The following is a 23,943-nucleotide window of genomic DNA, read 5'->3' on the forward strand; positions in this document are numbered from 1 at the left end:
ATGAAGCGATTGTCTATGGTTGTTAGTGTGGTCCTTCTGTTATTCGCTCTCACAGGCTGTTTTGAAAAAGAGTTTGACAGCAACGCAATCGTCCTGCGCGGGGCTAAAAACCTTAATTTTTCAGTGGGCGAGACAAAATCAGTGAAAGCCGAACTACCACAACTCGAAGGTCTCAAGTTGACCGCTATCTGCAGAGATCCGGCGCTCGACGCACAAATATCCGATGGCAACGCCCTGACCCTCTCGTGCGATACAGCCGGAGATTATATTCTTACCCTTCGGCTAGAAGCCAAGGGCTACCGCACAAAGGAGACGCGATATCCTGTTTCGGTCACCACACAACTCATGTCGATAATTGCCGTTTTAGAGGACGGAAAAGAGCTGGACTTAGGCGAGGGTCTCACGCTCAACATGGGGGATGAAAAATCGTTTGAGTTGTCTGGCGCGCCTGAAAATGCCGTGTACAGTATCCAAAATGCAGACACGGCCGTAGTAAGCGTCGATCAGCAGTCGGATGCTATCATGTTGGCCGCTGTTGCGCCCGGTAAAACAACCTTACAAATAGGCGTGACCTGCGTCGGTTACCAGCCGTTTTCAGCTCAGCTGTCCGTCGAGGTGGATAAACCAACGGCGATGCTGGAGCTGGCGAATCAAAGCATATCGGGAACCACACGAGACACGCTTAACGTGACCTGCCTTGCATTCCAGCCGGGCGGTCGTCTAACCGCATCGGCCAATGATCCTGCGGTATCAGCCAAAGTCGATGCGAATATTATTCGCATTTCTTCAACTAAAGCGGGTAATTTTACGGTGATCGTTTCTTGTGAGGCCGAGGGGTACCACACCACCACGCAAACGGTCAGCGCAGCTTTTACTATGCCACTGGTGCCCATGTCGCTACCTTCGTCTATATCATTGGCATTAGGGCAAACTAAAGAGGCCAACATTGCCGGATTGCCCGATGGTGCAGCGTTGTCTGTGTCCATTGATAATGATAATATTGCCGTTCAATACAGTAACGGCGTGCTTTCAATCGAAGGCAAAGCCGTCGGCAACACCAACATCACCATAATTGCAAGCTGCACAGGCTACGCCGAAAGCCGGGTAACGCTGCCGATTGCGGTCAACGCCGTCGCTTATAACGTCAGCAGCAAATATGACCATTATGTTGAGGAAATTGTTGATCTGGTCAATGAAGAGCGCGCCCGCTACGGCCTTTCGACGTTGGCCTATCTGCCAGACCTTGAGGGTGCCTGCCAGACCCGCGCCAAAGAAGCCTCCACCGTGTGGGACCACTCCCGCCCGGATGGCCGCGGCTGGGAAACGGTACTGACAGACATGGGGTATTCCTATCATGCCGCGGGAGAAAATCTGCTGGACGCCAATGTTCTCAACGCTACCAGCGCCGTAGAAGCTTGGATGGGATCACCGGGCCACCGTGAAAATATTCTAAGGCCGAAGTTTACCGGTATCTGCGTCGGCATTGTACAGGGTACCGACGGCGACTATTACTATGCGCAGCTTTTCATCACAAAGGAATAGCATCATGAAACAAAAAGTAGTCTATATAGCTTCCATTCTTCTGTCTATTTTATATTTGATCGTCGGCAGCAGGGTTGCTTCATCCAATATGCCTGAATTTGAGCATATTTATCAGGATAACTGTGAAAAGGCTCAGGTTCAAGGCATTATCGCCCGCCAATCGGCAGCACAGGAGGTTGGCGGCATGCAGTATGGCCAAGGTGTCAATATCATTTTTGGCGCAAAGCTGCTCACTGGCCCTCAAAAGGGCGCCTTGATTACAGCACTGCAAAACTGTGACCCCGATTCTCCCTATCAACTTCGGGAGGTAAAAACAGGAGATCATGTGCTCGTTATCCTAAACCCCGATTTTCACGGCGAAGTCAAGTGGATGATGGGCGAATATGTCCGAACTGATACATTGTTGATATTTGCCGTCGTCTTTGGTGTAATGTTGATTCTTTTCGGACGCTTTAAAGGCCTTAATACAATCTTATCCCTGACATTTACTTGCCTAGCTATCTTCACCGTATTTGTTCCCGCCATTTTATCGGGTAAGAACATCTATTTTTGGGCGATTCTCACCTGTGCATTCATCATTATCATGACACTGCTCATCGTCAACGGCGCCAATAAAAAGAGCCTCTGCAGCGGCATCGGCTGTTTTTCTGGTATTTTGCTGTCCGGTGGACTGACGCTGTTTTCAGACAAATTTTTGCGCCTGACCGGTATGCTCAATGAGGAATCACTGTACCTGAAGTTTTTAATTGAGGGGCATACAATTGATCTCAAGGCTATCATCTTTGCCGCCATTCTCATCGGCGCGGTCGGCGCTATCATGGATGTCGCCATCTCGCTTTCTTCGGCGCTATATGAGATTTATGAAGCTACTCCAGAATGTACCCCCGCCGCCATTATGCGCTCCGGTATGACCATTGGGCGCGACATTATGGGCACCATGTCCAACACGCTGGTACTTGCCTATATCGGCGGTTCGCTTTCTCTGACGCTGCTTCTCATCGCCTACAGCAGCTCATGGCTGGGGCTTTTAAACCGCGAAATGATCGTCGTGGAAATCCTTCAGGCGCTAGTGGGCAGCTTTGGGCTACTCTTAACCATTCCGCTGACCTCAGCGGTCTGCGCCACAATCTACTGTTTGAGCAAAAAAGATGATAAATCTGACCCTCCCACCGTTTTGCCGAATAACTAACCTTTTTTGTTACTATTACTATTTTAAAAAAGAACCTGAGATTACAGCATATATCTGTAATCTCAGGTTCTAAACATTTCGCTTAACCGTAAGGGTATTTTCAGTGACCCCACGGCGGCACCTGGCGTTACCAACCAGAGCGCCACCTCCAATGCTATTGATCTGTCATATAATCTGAAATGCCTGCAAGTTCCCCTGCCATGGTAGCAAAGCCTAGGCTGGCATTCGCCGTTTCTTGTATAGATACCTCTTGGGATTTTACAGTGCCATCAACCGCTTGAATTTTTTCATTCATTTGGATAATAGACTGTTGTACCTTATCCAATAAATCTTTTATATTTTTAACTGATTCAGCACTTTCTACTGCTAGTTTCCGAACTTCACCGGCTACAACACCAAAGCCTCTGCCAAGCTCGCCAACGCGAGCAGCTTCTATGGCTGCATTCAAGCCTAATAAATTAGTTTGTTTAGCTATGCTACTGATAAAAGCAACTATTTCATCTGTCTGTTTTATTGAACTGGTTAAATCCTTACTAAAAGCTCCAAGCTCGTTAGAGATATTCGCTAATTCCGCAGTTGTAGCAGCGATCTCTTCCATATTTGCTGTGTGCTCTTGTGCAAATGCCGCTAATTCTTTTGAAATTTGTTGTATTTTTTCTTGACTTTCTACGGCCTGAGTTGTAATAACACAACCAATTACCTTGCTGCCGTTTTTAACCGGGTATGCACATGCTATATAGGGTATACCAAAGGCTGATTGCTCCTTTGTAATCTTTCGCACAACTTTCTTACCGGTTGTTATACATTGTTCGCTAACTTGACCTTGCATTGGCTCTCCAGCCTTAATCCTTAAGTCGAAAGATTTACCAGGGACATATGAAGTGTAATAGCCCTCTTTAATGACAGATACACCAACATCCTCGATAAATATTTCATTAAGATATGGCGCCAAAACTGTAAAAGAATCTAAAATCTCTTCCGCTGAATAATTTTTCACAATATCCGCCCCTTTATATTTCTCATTTTAAAATGATTATTAAATATAAATACGCTTAAGCCATTGAGAAAATCCCTAATCTATCGCCTTGATTACTCTAAAAATTACAAATTAATATTGGAACAATGATAATTATTAATATTTTAGCCTTTTCCGTGATGAATTGTCAAGTATGACACTTTGTGTAGAAAAGCCTGATACTAATCTCAAATAAAACAGAGTACTTGTTAGAGTGGATACTTGTGGGTAGTGTTTGCAAGGCTTTTTCGTGGTACAAGACGGACGACGCAAGCAGGGCAACGTAGCAGGCGCATAAAATAAACCGCAAATACCAAAGTGCTTTTAGAGTTACTCGGCTATAAATAAAGGTTAGCGTTACCGCGTAGCCACACGCTAAATAAATCAAAGCGCCCATTTTCAGAAGTAAATATCCTGAAAATGGGCGTTAAATAATGATTTTTGCTGGTCAGCTTCTACCGCTTGGTCGTGTTGCGCATAGCCTGACGGGTGGTGCGCACCTCGGTAAGCAGTTTTGCCAGCGTCTCTTCCGACTGACGCAAAAGATCATCCGAAAACTCTTGTGAAGCCGTGCGGAGGTCTTTCGCTTTGCTCTGCGCCTGCGAAAGAATCTCAACCGCCTTCTGTTGTGCCTGTTTAACAATTTCCTCCTGCGCAATAAGCGCGCGGGCGCGGTCCTCGGCGCGGCGCACAACAGCATCCGCCTCGCGTTTGGCAGTGGCGATGATATCGGCGCGATCTGAAACAATGCTCTTGGCCTGCTTGATCTCGCCAGGTAGGTTCATGCGAATATCGTCGAGCAGCTCCTGAATCTTCTCAATATCCACCACACTACGATTGTTGGTCAGCGGAAGATTCCAGCTTTTATCCAACAGCTCATCGAGCATGTCTAAAATTTCTTCAATGTTCATTCTGAAGCGTCTCCACCTTTCTTCTCAAATCGCTGATATACCCGCTCATGTAGGCACCGGGGAACTAACCCAGAAAGATCGCCCTTGAGCATCGCCATCTGCCGCACCAAACTGGAACTTAAGTAAAGGTTATACAGGCTGGTGGTCAAAAACACCGTCTCGGCACCCGGATACAGCTTCTTATTGGTGATCGCCATCTGGAATTCATATTCGAAATCGCTCATAGCGCGCAGTCCCTTGACGATGGCCACAGCGTTTTTATCGCGGACATAGTTGATGAGCAGGCCAGAATAGCTGTCAACCTCAACATTGGGATATTCGGCGACCACCTCACGGATCATCTGCATACGCTCCTCAACCGAAAAGGTCGGGTGCTTGTCCGGGTTGATGACCACGACCACAATCACCTTGTCAAACAGCTTGGAGGCACGCTTAAAAATATCCAAATGACCGTAAGTGACGGGGTCAAAGCTGCCGGGGCATACTGCAATTCTCATAATGTCTCCTTAAAGCGCACGGTAGGTCGTCAACTTTGCCTTACCGTAACGATATTCTTTGCGCGCGGCAAAAATGCCCACGGCTTCGGGCAGCATTTCATCCCGCTCAGTTTCACACATAATAATGCCGCCGGGGTTCATACAAGGCACCAGCAACGGCAGCAACGAATTAATCAGCTCTTTGTTGTAGGGCGGGTCTAACAACGCAATATCAAAAGGCTCGCGTACAGTTTTTAAAAACGCGACAGCGTCCATCATGACGATCCGCGCATGGTCTTTGAGCTTGGTGTGTTCAAGGTTCTGGGTAATGGCCTGATTTGCCTCGCGCGAAGCGTCGACAAAAACCGCCGAACGTGCGCCGCGCGACAGCGCCTCAATGCCAAGCTGACCCGAACCTGCAAAAAGATCCAGCACCGCAGAACCTTCCACCTCAAACTGAATGATAGAAAACAGCGCTTCTTTTGCCATATCTGAGGTCGGGCGGGTATCTAATCCCTGCGGAGCCACAAGCTTGCGCCCTCTGGCCGTGCCGGTGATAACTCTCATGACTTGTCTCCTTAAAGCTCGGCCGCGAGCAGCCGATTGTTTAAACTATTCACTCACCCATTAAAAGGTAAACATAATTTGCAAGGGAACTTTTCTCCCAAAGACGAGCGATAGTATTAGGTGTTAATCTATTAAAGATCGCTTATTATTATCCCTTTTTTATGACAATTTGTCAACCGATTTCACCCTTCTGCACCGCATCGAGCAGCGCTCTGGCTGCGCGCAGGTTCATACCCTTGACGGCAGCAAGCGCTTTTTCATCTGCGGTGAGAATCGCCTTTTTGGTTTTAAAATGTGAAAAAAGGGCGCGCGCCCTCACATCTCCAATACCCTTGACCTTGGTGAGCGAAAGCTCAAAAGCTGTCTTTTTGTGCGCCTTACGCGCATAGTTTATGGCAAAACGATGCGTTTCATCCTGAATCATGGTCACAAGCGTGAAAACACTACGATGAGAAGCGATTCCAATCTCGCCCCCCTGAGACGAAATGGCACGGGTACGGTGCCGGTCATCTTTAACCATACCGAACACCGGTATGTTCAGTGACAGCGACTCCAGCACGCCCTTAGCGGTGGAAACATGCCCCCGGCCGCCATCGATTAACAGCAAATCTGGTAGACGATTAAAAAAACCGCCGTCTTCGGCCTGCGCCAGATAGCGGGCAAACCGGCGATTGAGCATCTGCGCCATACTGGCGTAGTCATCCGGCCCCACGATATCCTTGATCGAAAAATGCTTATAGGCTGCCTTTTGCGGCCGACCATTTTCAAACACCACCATCGAGCCAACGATCGTCTCGCTGCCAATGTTTGAAATATCATAGGATTCGATCCAGACCGGTGGTTTTGATAATCCCAGAAGCTTTGCCAGTTCGTCGAGCGCCGCCAGTTCTCGCCCAGTGCGCCCACTGCTTCGCAGCGACAGCTGCTCGGCGGCATTTAATCGCGCCATCTCCACCAGCTTAACCAGGTCGCCGCGCTGCGGCTGCACAATGGACACTTTTTTGCCTAAACGCTGCGACAATAGCTGTTCAATCAACGGTTTATCGGGTAGCGGTCCATCCACCGTCAGCTGGCTCGGCAGCTCGTGCATCGGGTCTGAGTAGTAACGCGAGATGAATTCCTCTCTGGCATCCTCAACCGACGAGATGTCGGGGAACAAAAAGTCAAGCTTATCCACCAGCCTTTGCCCTCGGAATTTGATCAGCGACAACGATAAATCGTCGCCCGATTGTACAAACGCCAGCACATCCTGATCAGTAACATTGGCGTACACCACCCGCTGGCGGTCGGCAAAGCGGGCGATCGCCCGAAGCCTGTCGCGGCATTTAGCTGCCTTTTCAAACTCAAGATTCTCGGCCGCTTGTTCCATCTGTTCAGTGAGCAGTTTTTGCGCCTCAGCGCTACCGCCCTTAATGTATTCCATTGCCTGCCGCATAATTTCGGCGTACTCCTCCGGCGAAATGCCGCCCCGACATACCCCCATGCACTGTTTAAGATGGTAATTGAGACAGGGCCGTCCCTTTTTAATATCGCGGGGGAACTGCCGCGTGCAGGTGGGTAGCCCAAATGCCTTGTTCGCTTCATCAGCAGTATTTTTCACTACCCACGCCGACATATACGGTCCAATATAGGTCGCGCCATCATCCGTCTTCTGTTTGACCTCGGTGATACGAGGGTATTCCCCTTTGTCAATGCGCAGATAGCTGTAGCCTTTGTCGTCCTTGAGCAAAATATTATATTTTGGCGTATGTTGCTTAATCAGGCTGCATTCAAGCACAAGCGCTTCAAACTCACTGGCAGTGACGATCGTTTCAAAACTCTGTACCTGCAATACCATCGCCAACACCTTTGGCAGATGCTTATCCAACGCACGGAAATAGCTTGAGACACGGTTTTTTAAGTTTTTGGCTTTGCCAACATAGATGATCTCGCCGGCTTTATTACGCATTAAATAAACGCCCGGCTCAGCCGTCAATGCCCGGGATTTCTGATGAAGCGCGTGTATTCTCTCTTCCGACATATCTTTCCCCCATCAAACCGGCAGTGCTGCCGCGTAACAAAAACGGTGTGCCGCCAACAAAAGCAGCACACCGTCTCGCTGTGTCCAAAACCTAGAATTGCTCAGTAAAGCCGGTTTCAACAAGCTTTGCCAAACCGTCAACAGCGGCTTGCTCATCAGCGCCGTCCGCTATGATACGTATAGAGGAGCCCCCGACGATGCCCAGAGAAAGAACACCTAAAAGACTCTTGGCATTCACACGTCGTTCATCTTTTTCGACCCAAATGGATGCTTTGAATTCATTTGCCTTCTGGATAAAAAAAGTAGCGGGACGGGCGTGCAGTCCAATCTGATTCTGCACATTAACATCCTTCATATACATAGTACATATCTCCTATCATCGGTGATTTAAAACAACAATTTTATATCCTCATCTTCATTATACGGTCATTCTGCCACCACGTCAATCACACAAAAGGCAATTAAATGTCATACGGCCAATTTTCTACGCATACGCAATAAATTTGCCTGTATGGACAAGCTGTTTGTGCTAATTTACTAAGTATTTTTCAACATCATTATAAAATTATACATTACAGGGCCCAACATTGCCGGCAAAAGATTGGCAGTCTTGACTTTGGTTGATCCTAGCATATTGGTGCCGATCAAGAGAACAATGCAATATCCCACCATACATATTTGGTTAAGTAGCTCAGTGCCGTCCAAGACCGGCGCCAATAGCCCCGCACACAGCGTAATCAGTCCTTGATAAACCAGCACCGCGAGGGCTGAAAACAACACACCGTAACCAAGCGCCGCCGCCAACACAATGGAGGTAATGCCGTCGAGCGTCGCCTTAACAAACAGAATGCTACTGTCCTGATTAAGCCCGTCCGAAAGAGCGCCTACAATCGCCATAGCTCCGATGCAAAACAACATCGAGGCCGACACAAACCCCTTGGCAAACCCTTGAGCGCCCAGCTTTTTCTCTATGGTCACCCCGCCTGCGTAGAGCTTGTCCTCTATGCAGAAAAGCTCGCCGATAATACCACCAGCAGCCAGGCTAAGCACCAACAAAATACCGCCCTCATATGAGAGCAACCCCGTGGCAGTGTCGGCAGTGATCATGGCGCAGATAACGCCGTTCAGACCTAAAATCGCCACACCAGTTCCCACAAACTTCAGTGCATTTTCCTCTATGCGCTTTGGCAGACCCTTTTTAAACAGCAGCCCGATTGCAGCACCCGCCGCAATTGCCGCCGCATTGACAATGGTTCCTGTCATACATCAAGATTCTCCCTCTTTAGCGTGCTTTTCCAGCAGCTTTCTGTCCTGTTTGGTCAGCTCGACCTTTTCATATAGATCGGGGCGGCGTACCTCTGTGAGATGCAGCGATTGCACCCGTCGCCAGCCTGCAATGTTGGCATGGTGCCCAGACAACAATACCGGCGGCACCACTCTACCGCGCCATTCGGGCGGGCGGGTGTACTGCGGATATTCCAAAAGGCCGTTGTAGTGGCTTTCTTGCGTGTAGCACTCTGCGTCAGAGAGCACGCCCTCGCAAAGACGGCCCACCGCGTCGGTGACGATGAGTGCAGCCAATTCACCCCCCGTCAGCACATAGTCGCCGACGGATAGCTCCTCATCTACACACTCCTCTATAAAGCGCTGGTCAACGCCCTCATAGTGCCCGCACACCAACAGCAATGCGGGCTTTTTAGCGTATTCAATCGCCTTTTGCTGATCAAAAACTGTCCCCTTAGGTGAGAGATAAACGACATAAGGTTTTTCATCAGTCTGATGCCGCTGCCCAAAGGCCTCGCAGCAGCGTGCCAGTGGTTCAGCTTCCAGCACCATACCCATGCCGCCGCCGTAGGGTGTATCATCGACACGATGAAAGCGGTCGTCGGAATAATCTCGGATGTTGACACAAGAGATGTCCAGCTTGCCCGCGCGGCGCGCCCGTCCGATGATACTTTCATCCACCACGCGCTCACACATCTCGGGAAACAGCGTTGCAATCTCAATCTTCATCATCAAACAACCCCTTGAGCGGACGGATACACATCACCCCGGCATCGATATCGGTGGAAATGACAACCTGCGGAATAACCGGTGCCAACCGGACGCTTCCGTCTGGAAATGTGATGTGATAAACGTCGTTGGCTCCCGTTTCAGTCACATCGGAAAGGGTGCCATAGGTGTGACCGTCGTCGGCATCCACTACCGTCATGCCAATGAGATCTTGTATAAAGTGCTCGCCTTCCTCCAGCGGAATGTCGTCGCGGTTGGCCCACAAAACCTTGCCCCGCAAAGCCTGGGCCTGTTCGATGCTGTCCACGCCTTTGAGCTTTAGGAGTGCCATATTTTTATGAACACGTCCGCGCTGCACCTCTAGCGAAGTTTTACCGCCATCAAAATAAAGTGTTGCAATCTCCACCAATTCCTCGGGGGTATTGCACCATGGCTGCACCTTAATCTCACCGATAACACCATGTGTGGTGACAATCTTACCGCATTCAAGATATTGTTTTTTCATCTCTTTTCTCCTCAAACGACCGCCATTGTGCGGATGGTAAAAAGAGTGCCCCTAAATGCATGGGATGCATTTGGAGACACTCCCTTTTTGTTTTTAAAACCGGAAGAACTCAGTCGATTTCGACTATGGCCTTCTCACCGGTTCTGCCGCAAGCGGAGCGAACCACGGTACGGATCGCCTTGGCGATACGCCCCTGCTTGCCGATTACGCGTCCCATATCCTCCGCCCCGACATGCAGGTGATAAACCACCGTTCCGTCTTCAGCGGGCGCATCGGCAGTGACGGTCACCGCATCCTTGTCATCGACAAGGCCTTTGGCAATAACGCTGATTAACTGTTCCATCCTGCCCTCCAATGATTAAAGCACGTCGTTCTTCTTCAGGATCGCACGCACCGTATCGGTGGGCTGAGCGCCGTTGGCGATCCACTTCTTTGCCTTTTCTGCATCGATCTGCATAACCGAAGGCTCCTTAGTGGGATCATAATAGCCCAATTCCTCGATGAATCTTCCGTCTCTGGGATATCTGGAATCCGCTACAACAATTCTGTAAAAGGGAGCCTTCTTGGCACCCATACGGCGAAGTCTTATTTTAACAGCCAAACCTGTCACCTCCTAGTTTTTGTATAAGATTATTTTTACCCAGCATCGTGGGGAAAAACCTGTGTTGATCCGCCTTTAAAACGGCAGACCCGCTCTGCCGAGCATACCGCGGCCTTTGGTGTTCTTCAGATGCTTCATCATCTTTTGCATCTGCTCAAACTGACGCAAAATGCGATTGACATCTTCGACTCGGGTGCCGCTGCCCGCAGCAATACGGCGTTTGCGCTTGGGGTCGATGATCGAGGGCTTTTCACGCTCGGCCAAAGTCATTGAAAAAATGATGGCTTCCATCTTTTTCAATTCCTTCTCACCACGCTGAGCATCCTCATCGTTTATCTTAACACCCGGAATCATACCGAGCACCTGACCCAGCGGCCCCATGCCCTGTATCTGCTTCATCTGATCCAAAAGATCGGTGAGGGTAAAGCTATTTTTCTTAATTTTCTGCGCAAGCTGCTGCGCCTTTTTTTCATCGACAGTGCTTTGTGCCTTTTCGATGAGTGTGACCACGTCGCCCATGCCCAGAATTCGGGAGGCCATGCGATCAGGATAAAATGGCTCGAGCTGGTCAAGCCGCTCGCCCATGCCGACAAACTTGATCGGCTTGCCTGTAACCGCACGAACAGAGAGCGCCGCGCCGCCGCGGGTGTCACCGTCGCACTTGGTGAGAATGACGCCGTCGATGCCCAGTCGCTCGTCAAAGGTTTTGGCGACGTTGACGGCATCTTGACCGGTCATAGCGTCGACCACCAACAGAATTTCGTGCGGGCCAACCGCTTCTTTAATGTTAGAAAGCTCACCCATCAGCGCTTCGTCGATATGCAGACGACCGGCGGTATCGAGAATGACGATGTCATCGCCATGGTCACGAGCACGTATAATGGCCTTTTTTGCAATCTGAACCGGGTCGCCCTGCCCCATTTCAAAAACGGGCACTTTGACCTGTTCGCCAACAACCTGAAGCTGCTTGATAGCAGCGGGACGGTAAACGTCGCAGGCCACAAGCAGCGGCCGTTTACCCAGTTCCTTAAAATGCTTGGCCAACTTGGCGCAATGGGTGGTTTTACCGGAACCTTGTAAGCCACACATCATAATGATGGTGGGTAACTTAGAAGAAAAACGAATTCTGACATTCTCAGTGCCCATCAGAGCCGTCATTTCTTCGTCGACAATTTTAATAACCTGCTGCGCAGGAGTCAGGCTTTCAAGCACTTGCGCACCGACTGCTTTTTCGGAAACAGCGGCAACAAAGTCCTTGGCGACCTTATAGTTAACGTCGGCCTCAAGCAGCGCCAGGCGCACCTCGCGCATAACCTCTTTGATATCTGATTCCTTGAGCTTCCCTCGGGATTTCAGCCGTTTAAAAACGGAATTCAACTTGTCGGAAAGTCCTTCAAAAGCCATGCCAGTCCTCCATTGTTCTTACAGTTCAGCCACATGACGCGCCAGCTTAGTTATTCTGCTGACACGGGTGCTGATGTCTTTTGAGTTGTAGAGCCGTGAATTGATCTGCTCAATTTCAAAGGCGTTCTTTAATATATCGTCAAGGCTGCCTTTTATTTCTTCAAAACGATTTGCCAGCCCAAGCTGTTCTTCAAATTCCGAAAGCTGAAACTCAGCACGCTTTATTGAATCGCGCACACCCTGCCTTGTGATGCCGCTATGCGAGGCAATTTCAGAAAGCGAGAGATCTTCGTTATAATAAAGCTCTATAACCTCCTGCTGCTTTTCAGTCAGTAAGTCGCCATAAAAATCATAAAGCATCGAAATACTTAGATCCTTTGCCATAAAACAGCGCTCCCTTTCTATAACAGCAATTGGTACTTCATGATTATAGCGAAGCGCACGTCCCCTGTCAAGTGTTTTCTCTTTACATCTAAGCACAAAATATTGTGTTAATCTCCGGTTCATTCCCACTCATTGTGCATTTTGTCATAAAGTATAAGGACTAAAAAAACATCGTGGGAAAAAGCATTCTTTTATCCTCATTCCTCATTTTCATACTTTTTTCATTATTTAATAGGTTGTTCGCAAACATTTTTTATGTTATAATGGTTAAACTATCCAAAAAGGAGGGAACCGCTTTGAAGCGTACGCTCGCGTTCATTTTTGCCTGTTCGTTACTTTTTACACTTTCTGTCGGCGTTTTGGCTGCAACAGATGTCGAATATCCTGTCGACGAAATCTATGATGTCGGCTATTTGCTGGATGAGGATGACTCCTACGTCGATTTTAGCGAGGAGCTAGACGACTCGGTGCCCTATGGCGAGACCATATACTACCCGTTACTTTCGGATTCGGGCTCGGGCTATGCCGGCGTACATGAAAGCACTGCTACCAGAGGCATTAAAATAAGAACCGATTGGGATGGTGGCTCCTCATATATTGACAAGCTTTCGGTGGTCAAAAAGCGTTTTATTGGCACCCCCAGTAGCAACATAGATTTATCCGCTTCAAAATATTGCTATTTTCTTGCGATAAAAACTAAAACCCGCTCTTCTACAACTACTGCAAAAAACGATGTTTACGGCACAGTAAAACTGAGAAAGAGTGGTGACTACGGCTTTGATTATGACGACATGCAGGTTGAAGTCGACTTTGAGGTAGGCTATACCGCCCCTGAGGACTCCAACGTCATTCCCATCACGCCAGCGTTGTTCGTTCCCGAGGAGGATTTTGACGAATACGACGATGAAACCTTCGATTTTGAGGCGGATTCCTATAGTTATTTTGTCGTAAATACTAATAATCAGAAAAAAATTGTTCTCGGTATGGATACGGATTATGACGATGACATCGCCGACAAATATCCCAACGCGAACTTGGACTTTTTTAACGGAAACGGGGCTACTTTTAATAAATTGGGCTATCTGTATTTAAATGCCGATAGAAGTAGCTATGTATACGAAGTTGAGGATAATAACACCCTTAAAAAGATCAATGCTTCCTACGACTCTTATGATGATGCGTTTGTTATCCGCACCCGAACGCTTGGACGCTATGTCGTATCTGACATGAAGCTGAAAGTCGCGGAACAGAATACCAACACCGACGACGACGATACCGCTGTTATCTATGATAACGACACCCAAACCAATTACAACCCGGGTACCGGTGGCTTCGGCTTTGATCACATCGCCTATGGTATTCCAAGTCAAACACAGGCACCAGCTGTCGCCAACAACCCCGTCTCGACAGCTCCCGCCGTTATCAACAACTCTTCTACGCCTGCATCCACTGTCGAGCAGTCCGATGATGACTCTCCCACCATTATTGGTACCACTAAAAAGACTGAAAATAAGCTGAGCGCGCCCACTGTGACAAATCCAGCAGTCAGCGATGCGACAACTGCAACTGATTATCGCAGACTAGCCATGATCGTTTGCAGCATCGGCGCACTTCTTTCGGTGATCGGCCTCGTGATCTGTGCATTGGTCAACTTTAGCCGTTCGAGACAAAGATACTATTAATAAACTTATATTTGCTATAAAACTGTAATCGAAGCCGGCACCCTTTGGTGTCGACTTCGATTTTATTATTACTGTATTTAAAATAATGTAATACTCACCATTGTTGCGCTTCTCTAGTAGAGGCGAGAACTTTTTTGAAGAAGCTGTACTTGTGTGGTGTTTTCCTTTAAAACAGCCTCGTTCAGAATAAATGCTTGGTTTCAAAGTAAATATATTAAAAACAGCCGTCTCGAATGCGAATTCCGAAACGACTGTTTTTAGTGATAAAGTTCACACTTATACGTGCACCTGATCTGACTATAATCACAACGTCAACTAAATAATATGATGTTGTGCAAAAGCAAACTTACTTTGATTTCCCAGAATTGTTCCGGTGCATATTACAAGTTTCTATTTCGTATAGTTTCTTTGCTTTACGCGAAGATTGCCGGGCAAATTCCGTATGCTTTCGATATAGTTCACAGGTTATTGCGCTCGATGGCCCACATAAATTTTTTGGTATTATTCTAGGATTTACGTGATTAGGGTTTAGCTCCTAAACCACATAACCCAAGCTGCGGGGAAGGAGCAGGCAAATTGAAGGAAAGATAATAATCAATGCAAGAACCACCACATAGGTCAGATAAAAGGGCATAAATCCTTTGACAGATTTCTCTATCGGAATGTTTGCAATGGCACAACCAGCCCATAGCGAGGTACCGACCGGTGGCGTCAACAAACCAAGACCCAGTGTAAGTACAATAATCAGGCCAAAGTGATACGGATTATATCCGATAGACATGGCTACGGGATAGAGAATAGGTGTAAGCAGGATAATGAGAATTCCCATATCCATAACACATCCCAGAATGACCATCATCATTATCATGAGGAGCATGACAACAGCCGGCTCATCAGAAACCGAGGTTAGCGCAGAGGCTACTCTGGTCGGCACTTTCAGATAAGAGAGTACATAGCTGAATGCGCTAGAAGTAGCAATGATCGCCATGATCGTGCTGAGGGTTTTCAGAGACTTGAGCAGGCAACCCATTAGCTTTTTAAAATCCATCGTACGGTAAACAAAGCTGGTAATCAGCAAAGCATATACAGCTGCTATAGCACCGGCCTCGGTAGCGGTAAAAACACCCGCTGTAATACCGACGGCAACAATTAGAATTGTAACGAGACCAAGCAGCGCTTCTCTGATAATTTTAATATTTTCTTTCCAAGAATACTTCTGGGATTTAGGGTATTTCTTTTTTACTGCGATCACAAAGGAACAAATACAAAGGGCCGTGGTCAAAAGAAGGCCTGGGATATATCCGCACATAAACATCGTGCTGATTGATAACCCGCTGCCAGCCGCAACAACGTAAAAAATCATGTTTTGGCTGGGTGGTATAATGACGCCTTCGACAGAACTTGTACAGGTAACTGCAACGCTGTAATCCGGGTCATAGCCCTCTTTAATCATAGCCGGAATCAGAAATCCACCAATCGAAGAAACGTCAGCGATAGATGAACCGGAGATTCCGCCAAAGAACATCGAAACTACACAGTTAACGACTGCAGTACCGCCGCGCATACGTCCGACCAACACGTTGCAAAATTTCGTCAACCGGTCAGAAATGCCGCCATCCGTCATAATCTGAGCCATGATGATAAAGAATGGCACACACATAAAGGTGAAACTCGTAATGCCGGTCGCCATTTTCTGAAACAGATTGAGAAAGGGTATATCCAGATAAAGAGCGGTAACAAGGGCAGATATTCCAAGGCTAAAGGAAATTGGCACACGCAACGCCATCAAAAATATCAGAGCACCAAACAATATTGTAGTGCCCATGACAACGCTATTCATACAGTGCCCCCCCTTTCAATGTTCATTTCCTCCACTGTCTTTTCGTGGTCTGGCTTCGTATGGTATTCAGACAGCGGCTTGAGGAGAACCGACAGTAAGTTGACGAGCGAATATAGCAGCATAAAGAGCCCGCCGACAACCAGCGGGGCGAAAAGCCACCCCTGAGAAAAATGGGTAGCGGGCTGGGGCTTGGGGAGATTCATCTTCGTTATAATCCAACCGTACTTGAGCATCTCATAGAAAAGCCAAAAAAGTGCGCCATGACGAAGCAGGTCCGCAAGCTTTTTAGGCAGAGGAGGAAGCTTATTATACAAAAAATAGAGAGCAGAATGTGTATCGGTGTAGATATCAATTGACATACAAATATAACCGAACCACACCAAAAACATCAGGGTAACTTCTTCAGCCCAGCTAAACGGAGCCCTGAAAACAAAACGCATTATGACCTGAACAAAAGTAATCGACGTCATAATAATTAGCAGCACTGCGCAAATATACCGCTTAATATCTACTACTTTGTCCAAGGCCTTGCGAACAACACTTATGGTATTATTCACCTTAAAAAACCTCCAATAGTGGTTTAAGAAAATAAAAAACCATCGTGCCGGGGCGTCTATTGACACGATGGTTTTTTATAAAGCAGCTAGTTACGATACGGCCTTAATCTGCTCGATAACCTCGGCATACTGAGGATACATATCATAGATTTCGGAAACCTTTGCCTGGAATGCAGGAACCTCAACTTCAAAGACCTGGCATCCTGCCTCCTCAACCTTGGCGCGTGCCTCATTCTGATAAGTGTCCATAGCATCACGCTGCCACACTGCAGCTTCACGAGCAGCTTCCTTAATCGCGGTGCGCTGGTTATCGCTCATCTCATCCCAAACATTTTTAGCCATCAACAGCATAGCGGGCGGTGCCATGTGAGCATCAAGCGAGAAATAGGGAGCAACTTCATAGTGACCCGAGGTGTAGTACGAAACAAAATCGTTTTCAGCACCGTCGATAACGCCGGTCTGAAGGCCCTGATAAACCTCGCCATATGCCATGGGCGTTGCGGCACCGCCGAGAAGCTCAACCATCTTGATAGCAACATCCGACTGCTGCACACGAAGCTTCAATCCTGCAATGTCCTCGACACTCTTCACAGGCTTCTTGGTGGTGTAGAAGTTACGGGAACCAGCTTCCCAAAACTCAAGGCCGATCATATTGTACTGCTCAAGATCCTTCACGACACTCTGGCCGATTTCACCATCAAGAACTTTGTATTTGTGCTCGGGGCTTGTGAAGACGTACGGCAGCGTAAACACGCCGACGGAGTCAGCCGTCACAGCCAAAGCAGAGGTGTTGATACGTGCAAAATCCAGAGTTCCGGCCTGAATCTGGTCAATTGTCTCATTTTCGTTGCCGAGCTGCGCGTCGAGATATACTTCAATCTTAACGGTGCCGCCGGTTTTTTCGGCTACAAGATCGGCAAACATCTGCATACCTTTAGAAATCGGGTTGTCGGCAGGCTGATTTTCTGCCAGCTTTAGTTCAAAAACAGTTTCACTTGTAGACGCTGCCTGTGATTCAGAACCCTGAGAAGCGGGCGCACTTGAGGCGGAAGACGGAGAGGAGCCACCGCATCCAGCAACCGATAAAACCATGATTCCTACGAGTAGAGCCGATAATACTTTTTTCATAATTCTTGATCCTCCTATTGTCATGAATATCATTATTCTTACAAGGGACAAGTCTAAATATATTTTTCAAAAAATCGCAAATTGTTTTTCATAATAACACTGATTGGAACTGTAACCTGTGTTTTCTTTGGTTGGATATTTTTGACCACGTAATCAAATAGAATTCGAAAGCCCAGCATGCCTTTGTCAAACGCGTTTTTATAGATAAGCGCCTGTACGACGTTATCTCTTAACAGTTGGGCAGATTCTGGGAACAGATCGCTACCAACCCCCCGCAACACACCAGCAAACCCGAGTTCTTTGACCGCATGACACAATGGCAGTGTGCTTCGTGCTGTTACAGAATAAAACGCAACAATGTCCTTGTGCTCTTTCAGCAGGCGAAGCGCCTGATTGTAGCATCGGTCATAATTGCCATATTCCTGTATTACCAGCAGTTCAAACGGATTGCCGTTTTCGTTTAGATAATCGCGAAAGCCTTGCAGGTTATGCATATGCGCAGCACTGTCAGCGCTTCCGTTGGCAATAAGAATTTTTCCCTTTTGGTGGGTTGTGGTCAGTAGTATTTCTGCACCAAGGCGTCCCGTCATGTGATCATGAGGTGCAACACAACATAAATGATGGGAACCGGGCAGATCGTTGTCGATCAAAACCACTGGAATATTACGATATCCAAAACGTTCTATCATCTGTTGCATGCTGGGATCGCACTTGGCGGGCATAGTTAGTAACCCGTCAACCGGCACTTCTTCTTCAAGCAATGTGCCAAGCAGCGCAAACTGCTCATCGGTGTCTTCCTCAAAAGAGTAAAACTCAATAGAGGCGTTTAAACTACTGGCTTCCGGCAAAAAGGTTTCGACAGAATTCCAAAAGTATTTATGGTAATACTGGCCTTTTCCGTCTTTGCGTGGCAATACGACAGCAAGCCGAACCGTCTTGCGCTTGAGGGATGACGCAACATAGTTAGCTGTATATCCCATCTCTTCTGCCCTACTGCGAATAGTCGCCCGCAACTGATCGCTGATGCCTTCCTTTCCGTGCAGCGCACGGTGAACCGTGGTACGGGAAATTCCAAGATCCAAAGCAATATCTTTTAATGTAACTCGACCGCTCATATTTTGCTCCTATGAATTGAAATCGTTAACGTAATCGGTTACGTTAAGGGTTCCTTAACAATTTAACATACATTTTTTTATAATTCAATTAGCTAAAGAAATCAAATAATACTTCATTTCTTGTGCAGTTTGCTATATTATACCTGCATTTTGATAATACACTTGACAATTTTCGAACCTATGGCATATATTAAGCTTGACTCGACAACTTTTTGCTCCGAAAGGAGTGGATCAGTGAAAATATTTCTAAACGCGCGTCTTGTCTGCAAAGACAGGATTATTCAGCGCGGCTTTTTGACAGAAAAAGATGGCATCATAACCAGCTTGGGCGATATGAGCGAAGCGCCGGCAATCCAAGAGGAAATCGTGGACTGCCGGGGTTTATATCTTTCGCCCGGGTTTATTGATTTACATACACACGGCGCCGGCGGATACGACTTTATGGACGGCAGCGTGCGTGATGTAATTGGGGCAGCTAGAACACAAATGGCCCACGGAACAACTGCCCTTATGCCGACAACCTTGACCAGCGACGACGAAGATCTGTATGCTGCGATAGACGCTTACCATCAGGCGCTGGAAGTAAAAGAAAATATGCCACATTTGCTTGGCCTGCATCTTGAAGGCCCTTATTTCGCGAGTGAGCACAAGGGCGCACAGGACGAACGCTATTTGATGCATCCTCATCCTGAGCATTATTTAAAGATCTTGGCCTATGCAAGAGGACATATCAAACGGTGGTCTTTCGCACCGGAGCTTCCGGGAGCGCTTGAGATGGCAGACCGCCTTGCTGACAGCGGTATTTTGCTTTCGGCAGCACACACTTCTGCTACATTTGAACAAATGCAGCAGGCTTTTGAGCATGGCATTACACACCTGACGCATTTTTATTCCGCTATGTCCAGCATTGTCCGGATAAACGGAATGCGTACCCTGGGCGTTGTTGAAAGCGGCTATTTGCTCGACGGGTTGACCCTTGAAATAATTTCTGACGGTATACACCTTCCGCCAAATTTGTTGCGGATGATTTTGCGCTGTAAGGACCATAACGCTATATGCTTATGCACCGACAGCATGCGAGGCGCGGGAATGCCAGATGGCCCGTCCATACTGGGTTCTAAAAAGGACGGCCAGAAGGTAATTGTTGAAGACGGTATAGCACTAATGCCAGATAGGTCTTGTTTTGCCGGTAGTGTTGCGACTACCGACCGTCTTGTGCGCGTAATGGTGTATCAAGCCGGTTTGTCTGTGTGGGAAGCAGTCAAGATGATGTCGCTCAACCCAGCCAGATTTGTGAATATGGACAGCAAAATTGGTTCTCTAGAGGTTGGAAAGCAGGCCGATCTTGTCCTGTTTGACAACGATATTTCCATAAAGTCGGTCTACGTTTCTGGTATTAAAACCATATAGGAGGATTTATCCCTATGAATATGACGATTAATGTAAAGAGCACGCCCGTTGAAATGGGCAATGCTGCTGCCATAAAAGCGGCAGCGGCGCTCAACGACGCCATTGCCACAAAAGGCAAAGCTCGGCTTGTTTTGTCCACCGGCTCATCGCAGTTTGATACCATATCTGCTCTTATCAAACAAAATGTCGATTGGTCCAAAGTGGAAATGTTCCATCTTGATGAATATGTGAACCTGCCGGAAAGCCATCCCGCAAGTTTTAGAAAGTATCTGAAAGAAAGATTCACCTCACAGGTAACGCTTAAAAGCGCTTTCTTCGTAGATGGCGAGGGCGATGTTGCATCACATATTGCACAACTGAGCGATGAGATCAGAAAAGAACCAGTTGATGTCGGCCTGATTGGTATTGGCGAGAACGCTCATATTGCGTTTAATGACCCGCCAGCAAATTTTGAAACTGATGCGGCATATATGGTGGTTAATCTGGATGACAAGTGTAAAAATCAGCAGGTCGGCGAAGGTTGGTTCGCAACCATTGACGATGTGCCAAAACAGGCGATCACTATGACCGTCAAGCAAATTCTTGCCTGCAAAACCATTATCTCTTGCGTGCCGCACGCGGTGAAAGCCCAAGCCATAAAAGATGCGCTTACCCTCGCCGTAACCCCTCAGGTACCGGCTACAATTCTAAAAACGCATCCTGACTGGCATCTATTCATAGATAACGCCAGCGCTTCAGGGTTGTTCCAGGTGTAATGCATTGCCAAAAAATCAATCAGCAGAAATAATCGCTCTTGAAAACCATGTATTACGAGTGCTTTTCTCAACCTGCGGCGGACATATTGAGGAGATATTCGATAAAACCACCGGCAGAAGCCATGCATGGAAATATTCAGATTCTGTCTGGCCCCGGCGCACCTCAGTTTGTTTTCCCATTTGTGGAATGCTGCCGGATAATCGCTACCAGTATGAAGGCGTGGATTATGAGATGAATCCGCACGGATTTTTGCGGGAGCAGATTTTTGTTTTGGAAAATAAGGATACGACTTCTGCCACGCTTCTTTTGACCGACAGCCCTTCTACTCAGAAAGTTTTCCCATTCAGGTTTCACCTGCGGATTCGCTACACGTTGCAGGACGATTGCCTGTCTGTCGAATATGAGGTTTTCAATCCTTCGGAAAACCAGCGTTTGCTTTTTTCTATCGGCAGTCATTATGCTTATGCTTTGCCTGTTTCGGAAGGAGAGCAACTCGAAGATTACCGATTGAGACTATGCGGCGATTTGGATGCTGTGCGTATAAGAGTGGTAGACGGCTTACAGTCCGGTTCGGGCGAAAGCGTCGACGTCGGGCCTGATATTCCAGTTGCGAATTTGGTCGACAACCGCTCCATCATTCTTTCCTGCAATAAATCGCAAACAAGCCGCGTTACACTGGTAAACACAGTGTCGCACAGCGGAACGCAGGTTGATTTTACCGGGTTTGAATATTGTGTGTTGTGGGCTCCTTATGCTGGCGCTCCTTTCATATGTATAGAGCCGTGGGCGGGAATGACAGGAAAGCAAAGCGATAGTGCCATGTTGGAACAAAAAAATGACATTCAAGAGGTTTCTCCCCTTGCCAGCAAGCATTACTCTATCTGCATAAAGCCACTATAAATATAAATTATAAGGGTTGCCAGAGTTTTGGGCATTCTTGAAGTTTTAATAAATGTAGTGTTTTGTGATGCAATCCTTTGGAAATTTGAAAGTGCTTTATTATTAAGTTCTAATAAAAATTGCCACTAGCGTACGCTAGTGGCAATTTTAGTTTTGCCCCACCTCGCATGGGGGAATTTTTAATTCAAAAAAGGCACCTGTGCGCCTGCCTTAGAAAGATTCCCGTTTTGCTAGAGCCTCTGATATAGTTTTGAAACTTATCTAAATATTTGGCTATATCGTGTTCCCTACCATTTTTTTGCATATCCTCTTCCCCATTTATGTTTGAGTTATTGATTAAATAAAAAGCAGAAGACTCACTGCCATAACAGCCATTCCAGCAATTAATCCATAAATGGACAAATGATGCTCACCGTATTCCCTTGCAGAAGGTAGTAGTTCATCAAGGCTTATATAAACCATAATCCCTGCAACGGATGCAAAGATAAAACCAAACACCACGTCGTTAAAAAATCTGTACAGAAGAATATAACCAATCAACGCGCCTAATGGTTCAGAGAGCCCGGACAAAAATGATAATTTGAACGCTTTCATCCGACTTCCGGTTGCATAGAAGATAGGTACTGCCACAGCGATTCCTTCAGGTATGTTATGGATAGCTATCGCGACCGCAATCGGGACGCCAAGGCTCGGATCGCTTAATGCAGCTGTAAATGTCGCCAGCCCTTCAGGGAAATTATGAATACCAATTGCTAAAGCGGTAAATAACCCCATTCTCATCAGGTGAGATTTATGACTCTCACTTTCCCCGTCCATCTCTTCTACCGTATGTACTTCGTGGGGATTTTCTGTGGATGGAATCAAATTGTCTATTACTGCAATAAGAAGAATACCAAAAAAGAAACCACCAACAGTAACCCACGTCCCCATTTTTACACCCAAAGAAGCAACTAAAGCATCTTTGGCTTTCACAAAAATCTCAACAAAGGATACATATATCATCACTCCAGCCGAGAAACCTAAAGCCACTGACAAAAATCTCGGGTTCGTTCTTTTAGTCAGCAATGAAAGCGCGCTACCAATTCCTGTAGCCAAGCCCGCAAATAGTGTTAATGAAAAAGCGAATAGTACATTCGAAATATCCATAATCAGTATCCCTTCTCAGTTTAAATATCAACCAACATTTGATGTAAAGCGTCTTTATATATTTTCTTAGCAGCATCTACTACTTTTTCTTTTGATAACATAATTTCCTCCTAGATAATATTACACTTATTACTCTGCTGTCAGCAAATTCGTAATAGTAGAGACTACTTCTGCTTTTAGTACTTCAAAACGAATAAATTTATGGTGATAGTTTGTCTGCTCTAAGCCGAGCAAATCGAGTAATGTGTAGGCGAGATAGATTCTTTCCAAAATATCATCATGATATATGCCATGCTTTTTAAAAACCTCGGCAAACTTGAGAAAATACCAGCTTTCATAGTCGCAAAAATATCTGCTGATATCTTCGTCTATCGACATCGTATTTGTTAGCTCCAACATAGCGTTGGACGTATCCTTATATAAGACCAGAAATGCATCTACTATTTTTTCCACGAAAACCGTCAAGTCAGTTTGGGATGGCAGTTGCGCAACTTTGTCTAAAATCGGTACTGCATGTTCATTCAGAAAGTAATCAAAGGCCTCAATATAAATAGCCTTTTTGTCTTTAAAGTAACTGTAAAGCGCACCGGTCGAAACACCTGCTAGCTTTGCAATTTCAACTGTATTTGTATTGTGATAGCCTTTTTTTGAAAAAAGGCTCAACCCCGCAAGTATTATCTTATTTTTCTTTTCGATAGCGCGTTTTTGTTGCGGCTCACGTATTTTTGTTTCATCCATTCAAATCGCCTCCCGCTATCCCTTTATTATACTGCCATCCCCAA

25 protein-coding genes are annotated in these 23,943 nt (G+C 46.8%); 6 read left to right on the forward strand and 19 right to left on the reverse strand.

What is annotated here, in order from left to right; all coding sequences use genetic code 11:
• Both RBH76_03500 and RBH76_03505 read left to right on the forward strand, forming a co-directional pair.
• Entirely contained in the window at positions 1-1,542 is a 1,542-nt protein-coding gene (locus tag RBH76_03500) for a CAP domain-containing protein (GenBank protein ID WMJ84506.1), read from the forward strand.
• 4 nt (positions 1,543-1,546) lie between these two features.
• The gene (locus RBH76_03505) at positions 1,547-2,731 is read left to right on the forward strand and encodes a YibE/F family protein (protein ID WMJ84507.1); all 1,185 of its coding nucleotides are present in this window, start codon (positions 1,547-1,549) and stop codon (positions 2,729-2,731) included.
• 154 nt (positions 2,732-2,885) lie between these two features.
• Here the strand turns inward: RBH76_03505 and RBH76_03510 are convergent, their stop codons facing one another.
• The 13 genes from RBH76_03510 to RBH76_03570 all read right to left on the reverse strand — a co-directional run bounded on the left by RBH76_03510 (position 2,886) and on the right by RBH76_03570 (position 12,627).
• Positions 2,886-3,728 carry a methyl-accepting chemotaxis protein gene (locus RBH76_03510; protein WMJ84508.1) on the reverse strand — a complete coding sequence of 281 codons (843 nt, stop codon included), beginning with the start codon at positions 3,726-3,728 and terminating at the stop codon, positions 2,886-2,888.
• A 473-nt stretch (positions 3,729-4,201) separates the two neighbouring features.
• Positions 4,202-4,657 (reverse strand): ATPase, encoded by a 456-nt coding sequence (locus RBH76_03515; GenBank protein WMJ84509.1) that lies wholly within the window; start codon positions 4,655-4,657, stop codon positions 4,202-4,204.
• Positions 4,654-5,154, reverse strand: a complete 501-nt coding sequence (gene coaD / locus RBH76_03520; protein ID WMJ84510.1) for a pantetheine-phosphate adenylyltransferase — start codon at positions 5,152-5,154, stop codon at positions 4,654-4,656. The genes RBH76_03515 and coaD overlap by 4 nt, the downstream gene beginning before the upstream one ends.
• A 9-nt stretch (positions 5,155-5,163) precedes the next feature.
• The gene (rsmD, locus tag RBH76_03525) at positions 5,164-5,700 is read right to left on the reverse strand and encodes a 16S rRNA (guanine(966)-N(2))-methyltransferase RsmD (protein WMJ84511.1); all 537 of its coding nucleotides are present in this window, start codon (positions 5,698-5,700) and stop codon (positions 5,164-5,166) included.
• A gap of 172 nt (positions 5,701-5,872) precedes the next feature.
• Positions 5,873-7,720 carry an excinuclease ABC subunit UvrC gene (gene uvrC / locus RBH76_03530; protein WMJ84512.1) on the reverse strand — a complete coding sequence of 616 codons (1,848 nt, stop codon included), beginning with the start codon at positions 7,718-7,720 and terminating at the stop codon, positions 5,873-5,875.
• A 91-nt stretch (positions 7,721-7,811) separates the two neighbouring features.
• Positions 7,812-8,081, reverse strand: coding sequence for an HPr family phosphocarrier protein (locus RBH76_03535; protein ID WMJ84513.1), 270 nt, complete (start codon positions 8,079-8,081; stop codon positions 7,812-7,814).
• Positions 8,082-8,257: 176 nt separating this feature from the next.
• Entirely contained in the window at positions 8,258-8,983 is a 726-nt protein-coding gene (locus RBH76_03540) for a DUF554 domain-containing protein (GenBank protein WMJ84514.1), read from the reverse strand.
• A gap of 3 nt (positions 8,984-8,986) precedes the next feature.
• The gene (trmD, locus tag RBH76_03545) at positions 8,987-9,733 is read right to left on the reverse strand and encodes a tRNA (guanosine(37)-N1)-methyltransferase TrmD (GenBank protein WMJ85191.1); all 747 of its coding nucleotides are present in this window, start codon (positions 9,731-9,733) and stop codon (positions 8,987-8,989) included.
• Entirely contained in the window at positions 9,723-10,238 is a 516-nt protein-coding gene (gene rimM / locus RBH76_03550) for a ribosome maturation factor RimM (GenBank protein WMJ84515.1), read from the reverse strand. The genes trmD and rimM overlap by 11 nt, the downstream gene beginning before the upstream one ends.
• A gap of 109 nt (positions 10,239-10,347) precedes the next feature.
• A complete protein-coding gene (locus RBH76_03555) occupies positions 10,348-10,581 on the reverse strand; it encodes a KH domain-containing protein (protein WMJ84516.1) in 234 nt (77 codons plus the stop codon).
• A gap of 15 nt (positions 10,582-10,596) precedes the next feature.
• On the reverse strand, positions 10,597-10,839 hold the full coding sequence (gene rpsP, locus RBH76_03560) for a 30S ribosomal protein S16 (protein ID WMJ84517.1): 243 nt from the start codon (positions 10,837-10,839) through the stop codon (positions 10,597-10,599).
• A 75-nt stretch (positions 10,840-10,914) separates the two neighbouring features.
• Positions 10,915-12,243: a signal recognition particle protein gene (ffh, locus tag RBH76_03565; GenBank protein WMJ84518.1), complete on the reverse strand. Its 1,329-nt coding sequence runs from the start codon at positions 12,241-12,243 to the stop codon at positions 10,915-10,917.
• An 18-nt stretch (positions 12,244-12,261) separates the two neighbouring features.
• On the reverse strand, positions 12,262-12,627 hold the full coding sequence (locus RBH76_03570) for a YlxM family DNA-binding protein (GenBank protein WMJ84519.1): 366 nt from the start codon (positions 12,625-12,627) through the stop codon (positions 12,262-12,264).
• Positions 12,628-12,923: 296 nt separating this feature from the next.
• Between RBH76_03570 and RBH76_03575 the strand changes: the two genes are divergently transcribed.
• Complete coding sequence (locus RBH76_03575) at positions 12,924-14,309, forward strand: hypothetical protein (protein ID WMJ84520.1); 1,386 nt, start codon at positions 12,924-12,926, stop codon at positions 14,307-14,309.
• 535 nt (positions 14,310-14,844) lie between these two features.
• On the opposite strand, the gene RBH76_03580 is transcribed toward RBH76_03575, so the two are convergent.
• The 4 genes from RBH76_03580 to RBH76_03595 all read right to left on the reverse strand — a co-directional run bounded on the left by RBH76_03580 (position 14,845) and on the right by RBH76_03595 (position 18,949).
• On the reverse strand, positions 14,845-16,149 hold the full coding sequence (locus RBH76_03580) for a TRAP transporter large permease (GenBank protein WMJ84521.1): 1,305 nt from the start codon (positions 16,147-16,149) through the stop codon (positions 14,845-14,847).
• A complete protein-coding gene (locus tag RBH76_03585) occupies positions 16,146-16,706 on the reverse strand; it encodes a TRAP transporter small permease (protein ID WMJ84522.1) in 561 nt (186 codons plus the stop codon). Before RBH76_03585 ends, RBH76_03580 begins: the two co-directional genes overlap by 4 nt.
• A 90-nt stretch (positions 16,707-16,796) precedes the next feature.
• Positions 16,797-17,834, reverse strand: a complete 1,038-nt coding sequence (locus RBH76_03590; GenBank protein ID WMJ84523.1) for a TRAP transporter substrate-binding protein — start codon at positions 17,832-17,834, stop codon at positions 16,797-16,799.
• A gap of 53 nt (positions 17,835-17,887) precedes the next feature.
• A complete protein-coding gene (locus RBH76_03595) occupies positions 17,888-18,949 on the reverse strand; it encodes a LacI family DNA-binding transcriptional regulator (protein WMJ84524.1) in 1,062 nt (353 codons plus the stop codon).
• A 234-nt stretch (positions 18,950-19,183) separates the two neighbouring features.
• Between RBH76_03595 and nagA the strand changes: the two genes are divergently transcribed.
• The 3 genes from nagA to RBH76_03610 are packed head-to-tail and all read left to right on the forward strand — an operon-like array spanning position 19,184 to position 22,015.
• Complete coding sequence (nagA, locus tag RBH76_03600; GenBank protein WMJ84525.1) at positions 19,184-20,359, forward strand: N-acetylglucosamine-6-phosphate deacetylase; 1,176 nt, start codon at positions 19,184-19,186, stop codon at positions 20,357-20,359.
• Between the two features lie 14 nt (positions 20,360-20,373).
• On the forward strand, positions 20,374-21,114 hold the full coding sequence (locus RBH76_03605; GenBank protein ID WMJ84526.1) for a 6-phosphogluconolactonase: 741 nt from the start codon (positions 20,374-20,376) through the stop codon (positions 21,112-21,114).
• 4 nt (positions 21,115-21,118) lie between these two features.
• Positions 21,119-22,015 carry a hypothetical protein gene (locus RBH76_03610; protein ID WMJ84527.1) on the forward strand — a complete coding sequence of 299 codons (897 nt, stop codon included), beginning with the start codon at positions 21,119-21,121 and terminating at the stop codon, positions 22,013-22,015.
• Between the two features lie 336 nt (positions 22,016-22,351).
• On the opposite strand, the gene zupT is transcribed toward RBH76_03610, so the two are convergent.
• Positions 22,352-23,161 carry a zinc transporter ZupT gene (gene zupT, locus RBH76_03615; GenBank protein WMJ84528.1) on the reverse strand — a complete coding sequence of 270 codons (810 nt, stop codon included), beginning with the start codon at positions 23,159-23,161 and terminating at the stop codon, positions 22,352-22,354.
• Between the two features lie 129 nt (positions 23,162-23,290).
• Positions 23,291-23,899 carry a TetR/AcrR family transcriptional regulator gene (locus RBH76_03620; GenBank protein ID WMJ84529.1) on the reverse strand — a complete coding sequence of 203 codons (609 nt, stop codon included), beginning with the start codon at positions 23,897-23,899 and terminating at the stop codon, positions 23,291-23,293.
• Between the last annotated feature and the right edge of the window lie 44 nt (positions 23,900-23,943).

It is taken from the genome of Oscillospiraceae bacterium MB24-C1, from assembly GCA_030913685.1.
Lineage (GTDB): Bacteria > Bacillota > Clostridia > Oscillospirales > Ruminococcaceae > Yanshouia.

Excerpts from the sequence above, each read along its gene's own strand:
- rimM (WMJ84515.1), bottom strand. The coding sequence starts at position 10,238 with ATGAAAAAACAATATCTTGAATGCGGTAAGATTGTCACCACACATGGT.
- ffh (WMJ84518.1), bottom strand. The coding sequence starts at position 12,243 with ATGGCTTTTGAAGGACTTTCCGACAAGTTGAATTCCGTTTTTAAACGG.
- RBH76_03505 (WMJ84507.1), top strand. The coding sequence starts at position 1,547 with ATGAAACAAAAAGTAGTCTATATAGCTTCCATTCTTCTGTCTATTTTA.
- RBH76_03605 (WMJ84526.1), top strand. The coding sequence starts at position 20,374 with ATGAATATGACGATTAATGTAAAGAGCACGCCCGTTGAAATGGGCAAT.
- rsmD (WMJ84511.1), bottom strand. The coding sequence starts at position 5,700 with ATGAGAGTTATCACCGGCACGGCCAGAGGGCGCAAGCTTGTGGCTCCG.
- trmD (WMJ85191.1), bottom strand. The coding sequence starts at position 9,733 with ATGAAGATTGAGATTGCAACGCTGTTTCCCGAGATGTGTGAGCGCGTG.
- RBH76_03500 (WMJ84506.1), top strand. The coding sequence starts at position 1 with ATGAAGCGATTGTCTATGGTTGTTAGTGTGGTCCTTCTGTTATTCGCT.
- RBH76_03540 (WMJ84514.1), bottom strand. The coding sequence starts at position 8,983 with ATGACAGGAACCATTGTCAATGCGGCGGCAATTGCGGCGGGTGCTGCA.
- RBH76_03535 (WMJ84513.1), bottom strand. The coding sequence starts at position 8,081 with ATGTATATGAAGGATGTTAATGTGCAGAATCAGATTGGACTGCACGCC.
- RBH76_03580 (WMJ84521.1), bottom strand. The coding sequence starts at position 16,149 with ATGAATAGCGTTGTCATGGGCACTACAATATTGTTTGGTGCTCTGATA.
- uvrC (WMJ84512.1), bottom strand. The coding sequence starts at position 7,720 with ATGTCGGAAGAGAGAATACACGCGCTTCATCAGAAATCCCGGGCATTG.
- coaD (WMJ84510.1), bottom strand. The coding sequence starts at position 5,154 with ATGAGAATTGCAGTATGCCCCGGCAGCTTTGACCCCGTCACTTACGGT.
- zupT (WMJ84528.1), bottom strand. The coding sequence starts at position 23,161 with ATGGATATTTCGAATGTACTATTCGCTTTTTCATTAACACTATTTGCG.
- RBH76_03570 (WMJ84519.1), bottom strand. The coding sequence starts at position 12,627 with ATGGCAAAGGATCTAAGTATTTCGATGCTTTATGATTTTTATGGCGAC.
- RBH76_03515 (WMJ84509.1), bottom strand. The coding sequence starts at position 4,657 with ATGAACATTGAAGAAATTTTAGACATGCTCGATGAGCTGTTGGATAAA.
- RBH76_03595 (WMJ84524.1), bottom strand. The coding sequence starts at position 18,949 with ATGAGCGGTCGAGTTACATTAAAAGATATTGCTTTGGATCTTGGAATT.
- RBH76_03555 (WMJ84516.1), bottom strand. The coding sequence starts at position 10,581 with ATGGAACAGTTAATCAGCGTTATTGCCAAAGGCCTTGTCGATGACAAG.
- RBH76_03620 (WMJ84529.1), bottom strand. The coding sequence starts at position 23,899 with ATGGATGAAACAAAAATACGTGAGCCGCAACAAAAACGCGCTATCGAA.
- RBH76_03590 (WMJ84523.1), bottom strand. The coding sequence starts at position 17,834 with ATGAAAAAAGTATTATCGGCTCTACTCGTAGGAATCATGGTTTTATCG.